The following is a 13,778-nucleotide window of genomic DNA, read 5'->3' as shown; positions in this document are numbered from 1 at the left end:
GCGCCGCTCACAGCTCGCCACCGTTGGCTGCCGCGTACTCTTCGGCGGACAGCAGGGGGCCTTCTTCGGTGACGGCCACCTTGAAGAGCCAGCCGGCGCCGTAGGGATCGTTGTTGATCAGGGCGGGGTCGGAGACCACTTCGTCGTTGATCTCCACAACCTCGCCCGTGACGGGTGCGTAGAGGTCGGAGACGGACTTGGTGGATTCAACCTCGCCGCAGGTCTCCCCCGCGGTGACCGTGGAGCCAACCTCCGGCAGGTCCACGTACACGATGTCACCCAGCGCCTCGGCGGCCACGGCCGAGATACCAATGTTGGTGGGGCCGGATCCGTCAGCAGCAACCCATTCGTGCTCGGCGGAGTACTTCAGTTCAGCAACAACTTTTGCCATGTGTATTTCCTTAGGTTTTGGTGTGTGACAAGTGAGAGAGCGTTGGGATAAGACGCACATCAAGTGAGAGAGCGTTGGCTCAAAACGCGCATCAAGTGAGAGAGCGTTGGAGGCGGCAACAGTGGCGGTGGGGCTGGCATCCGGCAGCGTGCGTCAAAGCGACGAAGGAGCAGCACGCAGAGGATGTCAGCCCCAGCGTCACCCGGGAGCTACTTCTGGCGCTTGTAGAACGGCAGCTCTACTACTTCGAAGGGTTCTGGCTTGCCGCGGAGGTCGATGTCCAGGGCGGTGCCGGGTGCAGAGTGTTCGACGTCGACGTAGGCCAGGGCGATCGGGTAACCCAGGGTGGGGCTCGGCTGGCCGGAGGTCACTTCGCCCACGACGTTGCCGTCCTTGAGGACCGGGTAGTGGCTGCGGCCGGCGCGGCGGCCCAGGCCCTTGAGGCCCACCAGCCTGCGGCCGGAGGTGGAGCCGGGGCCCAGTTCCTTGAGCTGGGCCAGCACGGCCCTGCCCACGAAATCCGACTCCTTCTTGAGCGAAACCACGGGGCCCAGGCCTGCGGCGTACGGGTTGCCCTCGCGGGAAAGCTCGTTGCCGTAGAGGGGCATGCCGGCTTCCAGGCGGAGCGAGTCCCGGCAGGCCAGCCCGGCGGGGATGAGCCCGTGGCCCTCCCCAACTTCCAGCAGCGCGTCCCACAGGCCGGCAGCGTCCTCGTTGGGAATGTAGATCTCAAAGCCATCCTCGCCGGTGTACCCGGTGCGGGCCAGCAGGAGGTCCTGCACTGTGCCGTTGACGGTAATCCCTACCTCCACAGCCGCGTAGTACTTCAGCTCCGTCACCAGCGGGTGCTGTTCACCGGGGACCAGTTGGAGCAGGATGGCTTCGGCGTTCGGTCCCTGCACGGCGATGAGGGAGGTCGCGGCGGAGACGTCATTCACAACAACGTCGAAGGCGGCAGCCCGCTCCGCCAGTGCGGCGGCAACCACCGCAGCGTTGCCGGCATTGGGCACCACCAGGTACTTGGCTGTTCCGTCCGCAGCCGCGGGAAGGCGGTAAGTGATCAGGTCGTCGATGATGCCGCCGTCTTCCTGGCAGATCAGCGAGTACTTCGCTTTGCCCACGGCCACCGCGGACAGCTTGCCAACCAGGGCGTAGTCGAGGAAAGCCCCGGCGTCGGGACCGGTGACCCAGACTTCTCCCATGTGGGAGAGGTCGAAAAGGCCGGCAGCGTTGCGCACGGCATGGTGCTCGGCCAGCTCGGAGCTGTACTTCAGGGGCATCTGCCAGCCGCCAAAGTCAGTGAAGGAGGCGCCGGCAATCTTGTGCTGCTCATACAGCGCTGTGTAGTTCTCAGGCGCAGGGTAGTTCTCAGTCATCGCAAAGTCCTTAGTTCTCAAATTCGGAAAGCGGCGGGCAGGAGCAGACCAGGTTGCGGTCACCTGCTGCGCCGTCGATGCGGCCCACGGGCGGGAAGTACTTGTCCTGCCGGAGCGAGGCCACCGGGAAGGCTGCCTGCTCACGCGGGTAGGAACGGTTCCATTCAGAGGTGACGACGGCGGCTGCCGTGTGGGGTGCGTTGCGCAGCGGGGACTTCTCCACCGTGAAGTCGCCGTTGGCCACCTGGTCGATTTCCTGGCGGATGGCGATCATGGCCTCGATGAAGCGGTCGATCTCTGCAAGGTCCTCGGACTCCGTGGGCTCCACCATCAGCGTGCCCGCCACCGGGAAGGACAGCGTGGGCGCGTGGAAGCCGTAGTCGATGAGGCGCTTGGCCACATCCTCGGCGGTGACTCCCGTCTTGGCCGTGAGCTCGCGCAGGTCCAGGATGCACTCATGCGCCACCAGGCCGCTCCCGCCCGTGTAAAGAACCGGGAAATGCTCGTCGAGCCGCGCGGCAACGTAGTTCGCAGCCAGGAGCGCAGACTTGGTGGCCTCGGTGAGCCCCTGCCCGCCCATCAGCTTCACGTACGCCCAGGAAATCGGCAGCACACCTGCGGAACCGAAGCGGGAAGCTGAAATCGCCACCCCGTGCCCGTCCTCATGCGCAGCCTTGTTCGCGTCGCCCGGCATAAACGGCGCGAGGTGCGCCTTGGCAGCAACAGGTCCGACGCCGGGGCCGCCACCGCCGTGCGGGATGCAAAAGGTCTTGTGCAGGTTGAGGTGGGACACGTCGCCGCCGAACTTGCCCGGCTGCGCCAGGCCCACCAAAGCATTGAGGTTGGCGCCGTCAACGTACACCTGGCCACCGGCGGCGTGGATGGCATCGCACACCTCGCGCACATCTGAGTCATACACCCCGTGCGTCGACGGGTAGGTGATCATGATGGCCGAGAGGACGTCCTTGTGGGCCTCGATCTTGGCCTGCAGGTCGGCGTGGTCGATGGTGCCGTCAGCGGCGGTTGCCACCACAACCACCTTCATGCCCGCGAGGACGGCGGAGGCGGCGTTGGTGCCGTGCGCCGAAGCGGGTATCAGGCAAACGTTGCGCTGCTGGTCGCCGCGCGAGTGGTGGTAGCCACGGATCGCCAGCAGGCCGGCGAGCTCGCCCTGGGAGCCGGCGTTGGGCTGGATGGACACCTGGTCGTAGCCCGTGATCTCCGCGAGATCAGCTTCCAGGCCGGCAATCAGTTCGCGCCAACCGGCAGTCTGCGAATCCGGAGCAAAGGGGTGGATCGAGGCGAACTCGGGCCAGGAGATGGCTTCCATCTCGGCCGTGGCGTTCAGCTTCATGGTGCAGGAACCCAACGGGATCATGGTGCGGTCCAGCGCCAGGTCCCGGTCCGAGAGGCGGCGGATGTAGCGCAGCAGCTGGGTTTCGGACCGGTGGGTGTTGAACACCGGGTGCTGCAGGTAGGTGGAGGTGCGCAGCACCGACTCCGGCAGCTCAAACCCGACAGCCTCCACAACGGGACCGGCACCAAAGGCGACGACAACCGCGGAGAGGACCTCCGGCGTCGTGGTTTCATCGACTGACACGCCAACTGTGTCCGCATCGATGAGGCGCAGGTTGATGCCGTGTGCTTCGGCGGCGGTGATCACCTTGGCGGCCTTGCCGGGCACGCGGACGGTGAGGGTGTCGAAGAAGTTGTCCGACACCAGTTCGCGGCCGGCGGTCTTCAGCGTGGTGGCCAAGGCGCGGGCGTTGTTGTGGACGGTTTCGGCGATCGCCTTCAGTCCGTCGGGGCCGTGGTAGACGGCGTAGAAGGACGAGACGATGGCGAGCAGCGCCTGCGCGGTGCAGATGTTGGAGGTGGCCTTCTCGCGGCGGATGTGCTGCTCGCGGGTCTGCAGGGCCAGGCGGTAGGCGGGGACACCGGCGTCGTCCTTGGAGACACCAACGATGCGGCCCGGGAGCGTGCGCTCCATGCCCTGGCGGACGGCCATGTAGGCGGCGTGCGGTCCCCCAAAGAACAACGGCACGCCAAAGCGCTGGGTGGAGCCGACGGCGATGTCCGCGCCCTGCTCGCCGGGCGGGGTGATGAGGGTGAGGGCCAGGAGGTCGGCGGCGACGGTGACCAGGGCGCCGCGGTCCTTGGCCTCGGCGATGACGGCGGACTGGTCCCACACACGGCCGGACACGCCCGGCTGCTGGAGGACAACGCCGTTGATGTCCCCGTCGGGCAGTCCGTTGGTGAGGTCGGCGATCTCCACCTCGAAGCCGAGGGCTTCGGCGCGGCCCAGCACGATGGCTATGGTCTGCGGGAGGAGGTCGGCGTCGAGGACAGTCTTGCCGTCCTTGGCCGTCTTGGACTTGTTTGCGCGGCGCATCAGCAGCACGGCTTCGGCGACGGCGGTGGCTTCGTCCAGGAGGGAGGCGTTGGCTACCGGGAGCGCGGTGAGGTCCTGCACCATGGTCTGAAAGTTCAGCAGTGCTTCGAGCCGGCCCTGGGAGATTTCCGGCTGGTACGGGGTGTAGGCGGTGTACCAGGCGGGCGCTTCGAGGATGTTGCGGCGGATCACCGGCGGGGTCACGGTGTCGTAGTAGCCCTGGCCGATCATCTGCACGGCCGTCTTGTTTTTGCCGGCAAGCTTGCGGAGCTCGGCGAGGACCTGGACTTCGCTCAGGGCGCTCTCAAGGGTGAGGGGCTTGTCCTGGCGGATGGAATCGGGGACCGCGCTGTCGACGAGGCCATCGACGCTGTCGTAGCCAACGGCCTTGAGCATCGTGTCGATGTCGGACTGGCGGCGCGCGCCGATATGGCGGTCTGCGAAGGTGGTTGGGGACGATTGAACCGTCATGAGAGGAACTCCATAATTCAGGTGGTGCCGAAACACCACGTTGATTCGGGTTCCTCCCCGCTCTGTATTGGACCTGAGAGTTTTGCGTTGCTTTGCTGTTCAGCAGAGCGCCACTTGCACCGTCGGTGAGCCCGGTTGCCCGGACTGCTTTCCAGAGTTGCCTTGCCGCGGCGGTACGTGGGCCTGAGAGATTCCTGGGGAGGATTTGCTCCTACGGCGCCTGCAGAACGTACCGGCAGGACTCTCCCGCCGCAGATCATAAGCACGTGCCACTGGTGGGTGACACGGCTCACACCATACCGGGTTGCGGGGCGGGATGCAAAACGGGGTGCATTTTTGGGGCAGGAGGAGGCTGACAAGCGGAAGGGACTACGGGATGATTAATAGCCCCTAAAGGCGGGATGAGCCATGATGACAAGCCACACTATTGCCGTCCACATCACGGTAGATGACCAGTCCCACCCCGCTGCGGTCTCCGAATTGCTCAGCGAGTTGTCGTTCCGCTTCAAAGAGGTCACACGTGCCGAGTTCATGTTGGGCGGACAGCGCTGGGGCGGCGCCGAAACCCTAAATGTCCGCAAGGTGAAGACAGCCGCTGATGTGGTGGCCGTGTCGGCGCGCGACAGGAGGCACCTGGCGGCCCAACTGGAAGCCGCACTGGCCCATCGTGATGCCGGCTACGACGACGCTGAAGTGGCTGCACTGTGGGAGGTCGCCAACAGCCTGGCGCGCACGCTCGGGATCAGCGGAGTGGACCGGCTGTGAAAGCGACTAAGGGCAGCTACGGCTTTCCGGAGCTGGCTTTGGTGCCAATCCGGTACCCGGCCCAGAATGCCAGGACGAGCAAACCGACGACGGCGATTGCCAGGCCGGCCTGCGTCCCTGGCGTAACGAACGCCAAGCCGCTTCCGCTGAAGGGCTCGTTGCTCAGCGGCGCGTAAGCAAACCAGCCAAAGCTGACATTTTGGCTGTTGCTCCACGCGACGAAGCACCCCACCAGCACCACGGCAAGGGCCGCTATGGGCAGGACAGCTCCGCGGAAGCGGGCAGGTCTTGGCGTTTTCTGCGCGTCAGGTGTGTTGTTTTCCCCCATGCAGGCGAGTCTAGTGGTGTTGTTGATAGTTACCCCGCCGTCCGGGACAGACGACGGCCGTGGTGGCTAGGCTGGGCGGATGTTGACCATCGGCAGCACCGTCCTTGGCGTCAACGACGTCGCCCGCGCCACAGCCTTTTGGCACGCCGCCCTCGGCTACGTTCCCCGTGAGCCCGGGGATGAGACCTGGATAATCCTCGTGCCGGCGTCGGGACCGGGAGCGCAGCTGGCACTTATGCTGAGCGAGACACCCGTGCAGGACCACCCTCGCATCCACCTGGATTTGTATGCGGACGACCAGGCAGCCGAGGTGGAGCGGCTGATCTCGCTCGGTGCCCGGAGCGTCGACTGGGACCTGTATCCGGAGGACTCGGACTTCGTGGTGCTCGCCGACCCCGACGGGAACCGCTTCTGCGTCATCGACCAAAACCCGGGGTAGCTCCGCCGTCGAACCTTGCGGCCGTAATTCAGGTTCCGGCGCTGCAACCCGCCCTCCGGGAACAAGCGCGCACGCCATCGCGTTGGCATACCTACGAGCGGCATTCCCATGCGGCGGCACCCAACAGAATGGAACCACATGGTCAGGGCTATCTGGAACGGAAAAGTCATCGCCGAATCCACGGACACCGTGGTGGTGGAGGGCAACCATTACTTCCCGCGCGACGCAGTGAACGCGGGCTACCTCAGGGACAGTGACCTCTATTCGGTCTGCCCCTGGAAGGGCAAAGCCAGCTACCACTCACTGGAAGTGGACGGAAGGCTGAACGTGGACGCGGCCTGGTACTACCCGGAACCCAAGGCACGCGCCAAGCAGATCGAGGACCGCATCGCGTTCTGGCGCGGCGTGACCATCGAGGCGTAGCAGCGGAAAGCAACGGGCGACGGCGGGACTTCCCGCCGCCGCCCGTTCCTTTTGCCAGGGCCCACCATCGCGCCCTGTACAGCGCTCCGGCTACGCCGCCAGTGGCAGATCGAACAGTTGCTCGGCGAGCCGGATGAGGTGGCGGGGAGCGTCGGTCTCTTCGCCGGGGTTTGTGTGGCCCAGGAACATGGCGGTTCCGTGGATGGTTTCGTCGAGATCGACGCCTGCTTCACGGATGAGGACTTCGGCCCGGAGGTTCTCGGTGTACCTGATTCCCTCGCTGTCCAGGTAGGCATGCCAGTCAGTGCTGGCAATACGCCCTACTTCCCCTGCAGCCACCCGCTGTAGTGCTGCAAGGTCCAGCTCCACGGTTTTGATGTGGACCGGATGAACGAGGCGGGCAGGGACCACTAAGGCATTGACGGAAGTGTTCATGGTGTTGTCCTTGTAGCTGAAAAACGAGGTTTAGGCGCCGCTGGCGAAATGGCGCGGGCAGCCGACTGGGCTAGGAGTCCCGTTTCGGCTGCCCGCTGGCCTTTTTAGCGCTGGTTTTTGCGCGGCTTTATGAAGTTGATTTCACTGTTTTCGTTTTTGGTTCTTTTGTCGGCTCTTTTTTCGAGTATCGACTTGCCGGCTTTTTTAGCGGCGCCGCTTTTCGGGGATTTTCCGGACATCGGAATCACGCCTTTCTATGCTTTGCGTTACCCGATACCATACCTACTTTTATTTTTTATGCCAGTCCTCGAAAAACCTGCTCCAGCGGCGGCCTGGCCGCCGGGAAACGGCCAGGGAATTTGACGAGTACGGTTATCTCCTTTTGCACTTCGTGACAGAAGCGCCGCTCTTGGTCTTTTTTCTGTCAACGGTCGGAACCAACCCAGGAAATTCACTGAAACGTGGGCCCCAATCAAGACGCGGTGGAATTTGCATCGTCCTTTTCGGCTGCAGCGTAAGAAAATCAGGGCTCCAAAGCTCCTTTAGGACGTTGGTCCCTCTGGCCCACGCACCGCCATTGATAGAGACTGGTTGTGACTGACAGTCCGACCACGAGGAACCGAGCCATGGCAAATATTTACATTCCCTTCGGAACCACCGAGGGCCAGACAGCCAAGATCGCCGAGTTCATCTCGGATGTGGTTCACGCACACGGCCACAAGGCTCAAACGGCGGATATCAAGCAGGCCGGTGACGACATACCGGACTGGTTTGACTCGGTGATCGTCGGGGCTTCGGTCCATCTGGGCAAGCACGAGGATTACGTCCGGGACTTCGTGCAGAAGAACAAAACCACCCTGGAAAGCCTGCCGTCCGCCCTCTTCTCCGTCAGCATGGCCGCGCACAGCGACATCATGGACGCGGAAAATTACGTCGGGAAGTTCGAGGAAGAGACGGGTTGGCGGCCTACCCAGGTGGGACTTTTCAGCGGGGCCATCCTCTACACGCACTACGGGTTCATCAAGCGCCTGGTCATGAAGAAAATCGCCAGTGACAAGGGCTCCCTGGACACGGACACGTCGCGGGACTACGTGTACACCGAGTGGGATGGCGTTACGCGGTTCACGGAGGACTTCCTGGCGAGGGTTAAGTAGAACAGGGCCTCGGGACCATCATCGGCCAGAGTTCAGTGGAGTCAAAGATTTGCGGCTTCTTCCTCCGCCAGCCTGATCATGCGAAGCTCGTCCTCTACTGCGCGCGAGGGCCAATAGTCCTTCGACAGCTCACCTGGCCGGATTCTGTCTGCGTCCGGGAAGAGCTTCCCGAGCAGTCCGGACGCCTGAAGCAGGGCGATCAGCACGATGGTCCGGGCATCGGGTGCCTTGGTAACGGGCTTGGCGCTGTGCGGGTTGGCGCCAGGATCCACGGGCGCGGTCGTCCTGCCATCCGTCGTCGCCGCACCGGGTGCCCCGTCCCCGGCTGCCGTGGTATCCGGCACCTCGAGGTTGGACGGTGCGCCGCTGAGCGCGGCCTCGATCCTCTTCAGCAGCGCAGCCTCCGGAGCATGGTCCTTCTCCGGGTACCGCACGGCCCGGAACCGGCCCAGGTGCTTTTCACCGACATGTTCCACGATGCCCAGTGACACCAGCCCGTCGTAAACGCGCAGCACTTCGGCGCGGCTTTCCAGCACCGAGACCCACCACTTTGGGGTGTGGAGCCGGGATTTGCTGCGGATGAGCTCCAGCTCGTGCTGGTAGTCCGTTACCGGGGCGGTGCCCGTGGCCTTGACGCGCTTCCCCTGCAGCTCGATTGCGCCGAGCAGGTCCAGCTCGGCCAATATTGCCCCCGCCACCGTTGTCCTAAGTGCGAACAGCGGCACTTCAGGTTTGCCGTTCTGGTCATTTGTGGCCAAAAGCAGGAAAGCTTGGGGAAGGCTCAGCTCCACAGATTTAGGTGTTTCAGCATCCATAGCATCATGGTGGACCGGTTGGGCAGCCACCACAATGGGGATTTGCAGGCGGGGGCCTAACTTCCAGCGCCCGGCTGCCACGCCAGGCTGATGACGGTGCCTCCAACACGACAGCGCGCAGGCCGAGGAGGCCCGTTAGCCTATCCGGGCAGGACTACCGTCGTCTCGATTTCGATGAGCAAGCCGTCCATTGCGAGGCCTGTGACGCCCACGATCGTCTGCGCAGGATGGTCTGAAGACCCCTGAACTTCCTCGATAGCTGCGGTAATTGTTTCGTACTGCGTGGGCTGCAGGGTGTAGATAGTTCGTCGATAGACGTCCTCCCACGAAGCCCCGATGCTGTCCAGGGCTGTCTTGACGTTGCGCATCGCCGCCTTGGTCTGCTCACCAAGGTCGTCGCCGCCGACGATGGCGAAGTTGGCATCAAGCGCGACCTGGCCCGACAGAAACGCCAGGCCTGCGCCAGGAGCGGTGACAACGTGCGTGAATCCGGGCGCCGCATGAAGCTCTTTGGGGTTCAACAATTTTCGGTCTGACACTGGAAACCCTTCTTTCCATCTGGGGAGTACATGCTGCTTGCCGAGCCCTGGTGATCCCAGCCAACATCACCGCGTAAAGGTCCCAAGTCCGGTTCTGTTGTAGAAGTCCAGGGTGACGTTTGGTGAGGAGCCGCCGTCCGCCCCCGCAAAGATTGCGCCGGCCAGGCCGTTGCCGTTCTCTCCGATCGATTCAAAGCTGAACGTGTCGCCGTCAAAGTGGGTGAGCGGGAAAGTGGTGGGGCTGCCGGCCGGCCCCATTCTCATGGCCAGCTTCCCGCTCTCTTCGAAGACCACCAACGGGCCATAGTAGGAGTTGTCGTAGGTGCCTGTGTAGGCCCTGTTTGGCTTGGCGGGCGAGGGGTTGGCGGGAACCTTGGTGTAGTCCACCTCAGGCTTGCCGGCCTCGTCCTGATGCTTGAAGATGCCAGAGATAAAGGTCAGCCAGTCGACGGTGTGCCGCCCGTGCTGGGCTGTGTCCATAAAGTCGGCGTTGATCGCCTCAGGAATCCCTTGCGGGCGGCCGTTGGTCAGGGCCACAATGGCCAGTTGTTCGCCGGGAAGCATCGACACGGCGGTTGCTGCGCCGAGGTTGAATGCCCCTGAGTGGCCCAGTTGGACGCGGCCCTGGTCATCGTAGGAGACGTTCCAGCCCAGCCCGTAGAAGCGGGAGCGGGCTGCAGGAGCCGACGCCGGACCGGAGAAGGCATGGGGAACGTGGGTTGTCTGGAGGGCAGCGGAATCAATAACCGGCTTGCCTTCGTAGGTTCCGTTGCCCAGCTGCAGCCGGAGCCATTGGGCGAGGTCCCGCACAGATGAGCTCGCGCCCCCGGCGGGAGCTTCGGCGTCAGGGTCGCGGCGGTATTTCGCTGCCCACTCCTTGTTCCCGAGCGGCACATGGAGCGTGGCCCTGTTTTTGGCTCCCTCGTAGTCCGAGTGGCGGTAGCTGGATGCGGACATGCCCAGTTTGCGGAACAGGATCTCCTCGGCCAGATCCTCCCAGGTTGTCTTCATCGCGTCGGCTGCGGCCTGGCCGGCCTCAGTGAAGGCGAAATTGCTGTAGTTGTAACTCGCCCGGAAGGTATCAAGGGGCTGCTGGTTGAGGTGGCTGAGGATGTAGGCACGATCAAACCCGAGGTCCTCCAGCAGATCACCGGAACTCGTTCGCAGTCCAGTGCGGTGGGACATCAGGTCAGCGAAGGTTGCATTTCGGGTGACGTAGTCATCGTGGAACGCGAAGTTCTTGTTGTGCTCGATAACGGGGTCTGTCCATTCGATGACCTGTTGTCCCACTACCCCTGCCACCACGGTGGAGGCCAGGGGCTTGGATACGGAAGCCACCTGGAACACGGTGTCAGGTGTGATCTTTTCGGGCTTCCCGACTTCCCGGACCCCGAAGCCCTTGGCGTACACCACTTCGTCCCGGTACACCACGGCGACAGCCACGCCCGGAAGGCCGGTGCTTTCCATGGCGTCCTGGATGAACTCGTCAAGCCTTTTCAGGGCATTATCCACTTTCGCGCGGTCCAGCAGTGGTTCGACCTGCCCGGGCGGGGCAGGGAGCAGTGATCCTGGTGCAGGCTGCGCAGCTGTGCCGGCGGAAGCGGACAGGAGAGGTAAGCCGGCTGCCCCAGCCACCCCAATCCCGGCGGTCTTCAGTACGGTACGCCGGTCCGGGAAACCGGAACCATTATCCATGTCGAATCCTTGATCAGGCGTGGGCGTTTCAGTTGGCCCCAGCCTTCCCGACAGCCTTAATTCTGGACCCCGCGCGGCAGGCAAGCAATGGAAACTGCGGAAGTTGGGTAGGCCTGGGTGCCACGCGGATCGGGGGGCATAAGCTGATACCACCAGTTCCCTTCCAGCACCCGGGAGGTCATCGTGGACGCGGAAACCGCCGATGTGGTGGGTCATGATGTCACCACCATCACCTGCGTGTGCGGCAACACTGTCAGCCAGGACGGATTGATACAGGCGAACTCAGAGGGCGTGCCCGTTTATGCGGAATCCCCGGTCCCCGAAGGGCTGGCGCCCTGGCCGGAGGACGAGGACCTCTACACGCTGTGCCCTCGATGCGGGCGGGTGTACCGCGACGCCGTCATTGAGGAGACAGGGACCGCGCCCGTCGCGCTCCGGGTGGACGTCACCACCGGCCCCGTCGCAGAGGCAATCCAGGTCCACTGGGACCTCAGCCCGTAAGGCAGGCGACGAGACCCACAGCAAGGGAAGCGGACGACGGCGGGAGGTGCCCGCCGTCGTCCGCTTCCCTTCGGTGCCTACTGGCTGAAGGCGACCTTTTCCCAGCTCAGGACGCCAGCGTCGGAGCTGTTGCCGGCCACCGTGAACCGGACGTAGTTGGTGGCGTTGGCGGAACCATCCACGGTGATGCGCTGCAGGTGGTCCGCGGCGGGCTGGCCGTAGACGTCCAGCCAGGGTGAGCCCTCGGCAAGGGGCTGGTTCTCGGCGAAGACGTGGCTGTCGCCGTTGATCAGGTAGACCGGGCGGTCGAAGCTGTTGGTCTCCTCGATGATGGCCTGCACGATCCCGCGGAACCCGGAGAGAATTTCCGGATTGACTGTGGCCGCGGTGAGCAATGAAGGATCGAACATGTCGGCCTGCGTCATCAGCACCACGGCGCGGTCGTTGCGGCGCTCGGCGTCATCGAACGTCTCGCGGATCTGGTCCAGGACGGCGTCCGTCCGGTGCTCAACTTCGGCCAGCTGCTCGGAGGTGGCGGTGGTTTCGCCCAACCCGCTCCACGGCTGCAGCGAGTTGTTGCTGCCCTGGATGTTGAGCACGGAGAAGGCCACCCGGTTCTGGTTGAAGCGGACGTTTTCGGGCAACCCAAGGTTCTCCTGGCTCTTCACCGGCATGGTGGCACCAAGAGTTTTGCCGGGCTCGTTGAAGAAGACTTCCCTCAGCTTGTCCAGCCGCTCCAGCGGGTTGTACGCGCCGTTGTTGGTGCGGTGGCAGTCCACCCACTCGTTGTCGCCCGGCGTGAAAACCAGCGGGTGCTCGAAGGTGTCGAACTGCGTACGGATGTTGGTGAAGTACTCATCCGAGCAGACCGAGGAGCCGTTCTTGATGTCGCCCACATGGGTGACGAATTTCAGTTCCTTGTCGGCGTTGATGTCCTGGACGCGGGCAGGGAACTTGGCGATTTCGGCGTCGCCGTACGGGATGTCGCCGATGACGCCGAAGGTGAAGGCATCGCTGGTGCTGTCAGCGGCGGTGGCGGGCTGGGACGCAAGGAGGCCGAGCGCCAGGACGGCGGCCGCCGTCGTCGTTTTTATGGTCTTTGAAGGCATGGGGAGGGTCCTGATTCTGGTGCGGCTTAGGATTCGCGGGCGATGAGGAACTGCTGGAGTCCCGCGAGGTCGTCGGTGTTGATGTGGTCCACGCCGGCGTCGAAGAGTTCATTCCAGACGGCGTCGCGGGCGGCGCCGGGCATGTCCGGGGTTGCCCAGAAGCGGACGCGGTAGCCGTTGGCGTGGGCCTCGGCAACGTAGGCGTGCAGTTTGGCGCGCTCGGCCTCAGGCATCGGACCGACGCCCTGCCAGGTGAACAGCTTGGTCCAGTTGTCACTGACCAGCGGCATCAGGCCTGCGGGCGTACCGGTGGTGAGGTCGGCGGAGCGGCCGTCGTAGAAGCTGAAGCGCTTCTCCTGCGCCTGCATGGTGGCCAGCGGACGGTTGCCGCTGATGACGGCAGTGACCGGGCCGGTCTTGGTGGTGCCGTTGGTGTAGCGGCTCATGATGTCGCGATGCTCGCCCAGTTCCTGCTCGATGGCGGCGTAGGTGGCTTCGCCTTCGCTCTTGATGTCGATCAGAAGCTGCAGGCTGCCGTCCCACTTCGGGTAGACGCTGTGGCCCTGCTGGCTGCGGACCAGGTCCTGCAGCGGGTCGAGGTAGAGACTTTCCAGGGTGGCGCCGGGCTGGACATCCTCCAGGTCGTGGGCCACCAGCAGCTCGCCGTCCACCAGCCACACGTCGGCTTCGACGCTGGTGAAGCCGTGCTCCAGCGCGTCGAACAGGGGGCGGTCATGCTCATAGTCGTTGTGTGCATGCGCCTGGGCCAGCGGCTGGCCGACGACGACGGGCGCCGGCTTGGTTGCCTCGGCCTGAGCGGGTGCCGCGGCAGTTCCGGCCAGGGAGGCAAGGACGGCGACGGCGGCAAGGGTGCGTTTCACGAACACGGAGTACTCCTGGTACCTCGGGGATATCTGCCCGGCCGTGGGGTGTGCCGGGCAGAAA

At 64.0% G+C, this 13,778-nt stretch carries 15 protein-coding genes and 1 riboswitch; of the genes, 5 read left to right on the top strand and 10 right to left on the bottom strand.

Features of this window, described 5'->3' with window-relative positions; genetic code table 11:
- Window positions 1-7: 7 nt before the first annotated feature.
- The 3 genes from gcvH to gcvP all read right to left on the bottom strand — a co-directional run bounded on the left by gcvH (window position 8) and on the right by gcvP (window position 4,630).
- Window positions 8-391, bottom strand: a complete 384-nt coding sequence (gene gcvH, locus G6R19_RS14355; RefSeq protein ID WP_163166083.1) for a glycine cleavage system protein GcvH — start codon at window positions 389-391, stop codon at window positions 8-10.
- Window positions 392-600: 209 nt separating this feature from the next.
- Window positions 601-1,767, bottom strand: coding sequence for a glycine cleavage system aminomethyltransferase GcvT (gene gcvT / locus G6R19_RS14350; protein ID WP_163166081.1), 1,167 nt, complete (start codon window positions 1,765-1,767; stop codon window positions 601-603).
- A gap of 10 nt (window positions 1,768-1,777) precedes the next feature.
- Window positions 1,778-4,630, bottom strand: coding sequence for an aminomethyl-transferring glycine dehydrogenase (gene gcvP, locus G6R19_RS14345; protein ID WP_163166079.1), 2,853 nt, complete (start codon window positions 4,628-4,630; stop codon window positions 1,778-1,780).
- Between the two features lie 161 nt (window positions 4,631-4,791).
- Window positions 4,792-4,889: riboswitch (glycine riboswitch) on the bottom strand.
- Window positions 4,890-5,038: 149 nt separating this feature from the next.
- Between gcvP and G6R19_RS14340 the strand changes: the two genes are divergently transcribed.
- A complete protein-coding gene (locus tag G6R19_RS14340) occupies window positions 5,039-5,395 on the top strand; it encodes a hypothetical protein (RefSeq protein ID WP_163166077.1) in 357 nt (118 codons plus the stop codon).
- A 16-nt stretch (window positions 5,396-5,411) separates the two neighbouring features.
- Here G6R19_RS14340 and G6R19_RS14335 read toward each other — a convergent pair whose 3' ends face one another.
- On the bottom strand, window positions 5,412-5,723 hold the full coding sequence (locus G6R19_RS14335) for a hypothetical protein (RefSeq protein ID WP_163166075.1): 312 nt from the start codon (window positions 5,721-5,723) through the stop codon (window positions 5,412-5,414).
- Between the two features lie 79 nt (window positions 5,724-5,802).
- On the opposite strand from G6R19_RS14335, the gene G6R19_RS14330 reads away from it, so the two are divergent.
- Together G6R19_RS14330 and G6R19_RS14325 are read left to right on the top strand one after the other, a co-directional pair.
- Window positions 5,803-6,162 (top strand): VOC family protein, encoded by a 360-nt coding sequence (locus G6R19_RS14330; RefSeq protein WP_163166072.1) that lies wholly within the window; start codon window positions 5,803-5,805, stop codon window positions 6,160-6,162.
- Window positions 6,163-6,300: 138 nt separating this feature from the next.
- Entirely contained in the window at window positions 6,301-6,585 is a 285-nt protein-coding gene (locus G6R19_RS14325) for a DUF427 domain-containing protein (protein ID WP_163166070.1), read from the top strand.
- Window positions 6,586-6,675: 90 nt separating this feature from the next.
- Here the strand turns inward: G6R19_RS14325 and G6R19_RS14320 are convergent, their stop codons facing one another.
- Complete coding sequence (locus G6R19_RS14320) at window positions 6,676-7,020, bottom strand: hypothetical protein (protein WP_163166068.1); 345 nt, start codon at window positions 7,018-7,020, stop codon at window positions 6,676-6,678.
- A gap of 626 nt (window positions 7,021-7,646) precedes the next feature.
- Between G6R19_RS14320 and G6R19_RS14315 the strand changes: the two genes are divergently transcribed.
- Entirely contained in the window at window positions 7,647-8,174 is a 528-nt protein-coding gene (locus G6R19_RS14315) for a flavodoxin domain-containing protein (protein ID WP_163166066.1), read from the top strand.
- A gap of 41 nt (window positions 8,175-8,215) precedes the next feature.
- Here the strand turns inward: G6R19_RS14315 and G6R19_RS14310 are convergent, their stop codons facing one another.
- The 3 genes from G6R19_RS14310 to G6R19_RS14300 all read right to left on the bottom strand — a co-directional run bounded on the left by G6R19_RS14310 (window position 8,216) and on the right by G6R19_RS14300 (window position 11,223).
- Complete coding sequence (locus G6R19_RS14310; RefSeq protein WP_163166064.1) at window positions 8,216-8,989, bottom strand: GPP34 family phosphoprotein; 774 nt, start codon at window positions 8,987-8,989, stop codon at window positions 8,216-8,218.
- Window positions 8,990-9,129: 140 nt separating this feature from the next.
- Window positions 9,130-9,528, bottom strand: coding sequence for a RidA family protein (locus G6R19_RS14305; protein ID WP_240341897.1), 399 nt, complete (start codon window positions 9,526-9,528; stop codon window positions 9,130-9,132).
- Between the two features lie 66 nt (window positions 9,529-9,594).
- Window positions 9,595-11,223, bottom strand: a complete 1,629-nt coding sequence (locus G6R19_RS14300) for a serine hydrolase (RefSeq protein ID WP_163166062.1) — start codon at window positions 11,221-11,223, stop codon at window positions 9,595-9,597.
- A 183-nt stretch (window positions 11,224-11,406) separates the two neighbouring features.
- Between G6R19_RS14300 and G6R19_RS14295 the strand changes: the two genes are divergently transcribed.
- On the top strand, window positions 11,407-11,724 hold the full coding sequence (locus G6R19_RS14295) for a hypothetical protein (protein WP_163166060.1): 318 nt from the start codon (window positions 11,407-11,409) through the stop codon (window positions 11,722-11,724).
- Window positions 11,725-11,801: 77 nt separating this feature from the next.
- Here the strand turns inward: G6R19_RS14295 and G6R19_RS14290 are convergent, their stop codons facing one another.
- Entirely contained in the window at window positions 11,802-12,833 is a 1,032-nt protein-coding gene (locus tag G6R19_RS14290) for a hypothetical protein (RefSeq protein WP_163166058.1), read from the bottom strand.
- 26 nt (window positions 12,834-12,859) lie between these two features.
- Window positions 12,860-13,720: a phosphatidylinositol-specific phospholipase C/glycerophosphodiester phosphodiesterase family protein gene (locus G6R19_RS14285; protein ID WP_163166056.1), complete on the bottom strand. Its 861-nt coding sequence runs from the start codon at window positions 13,718-13,720 to the stop codon at window positions 12,860-12,862.
- Between the last annotated feature and the right edge of the window lie 58 nt (window positions 13,721-13,778).

The organism is Arthrobacter sp. Alg241-R88 (assembly GCF_900537115.1).
In the GTDB taxonomy this organism is placed as follows: domain Bacteria; phylum Actinomycetota; class Actinomycetes; order Actinomycetales; family Micrococcaceae; genus Arthrobacter.
The sequence above is the reverse complement of the archived record's forward strand: the minus strand, read 5'-3'. Positions and strand labels throughout refer to the sequence as shown.

Bases quoted from the DNA above. Each gene is read 5' to 3' on its own strand.
- gcvH (WP_163166083.1), bottom strand. From the start codon at position 391: ATGGCAAAAGTTGTTGCTGAACTGAAGTACTCCGCCGAGCACGAATGG.
- gcvT (WP_163166081.1), bottom strand. From the start codon at position 1,767: ATGACTGAGAACTACCCTGCGCCTGAGAACTACACAGCGCTGTATGAG.
- gcvP (WP_163166079.1), bottom strand. From the start codon at position 4,630: ATGACGGTTCAATCGTCCCCAACCACCTTCGCAGACCGCCATATCGGC.
- G6R19_RS14340 (WP_163166077.1), top strand. From the start codon at position 5,039: ATGATGACAAGCCACACTATTGCCGTCCACATCACGGTAGATGACCAG.
- G6R19_RS14335 (WP_163166075.1), bottom strand. From the start codon at position 5,723: ATGGGGGAAAACAACACACCTGACGCGCAGAAAACGCCAAGACCTGCC.
- G6R19_RS14330 (WP_163166072.1), top strand. From the start codon at position 5,803: ATGTTGACCATCGGCAGCACCGTCCTTGGCGTCAACGACGTCGCCCGC.
- G6R19_RS14325 (WP_163166070.1), top strand. From the start codon at position 6,301: ATGGTCAGGGCTATCTGGAACGGAAAAGTCATCGCCGAATCCACGGAC.
- G6R19_RS14320 (WP_163166068.1), bottom strand. From the start codon at position 7,020: ATGAACACTTCCGTCAATGCCTTAGTGGTCCCTGCCCGCCTCGTTCAT.
- G6R19_RS14315 (WP_163166066.1), top strand. From the start codon at position 7,647: ATGGCAAATATTTACATTCCCTTCGGAACCACCGAGGGCCAGACAGCC.
- G6R19_RS14310 (WP_163166064.1), bottom strand. From the start codon at position 8,989: ATGGATGCTGAAACACCTAAATCTGTGGAGCTGAGCCTTCCCCAAGCT.
- G6R19_RS14300 (WP_163166062.1), bottom strand. From the start codon at position 11,223: ATGGATAATGGTTCCGGTTTCCCGGACCGGCGTACCGTACTGAAGACC.
- G6R19_RS14290 (WP_163166058.1), bottom strand. From the start codon at position 12,833: ATGCCTTCAAAGACCATAAAAACGACGACGGCGGCCGCCGTCCTGGCG.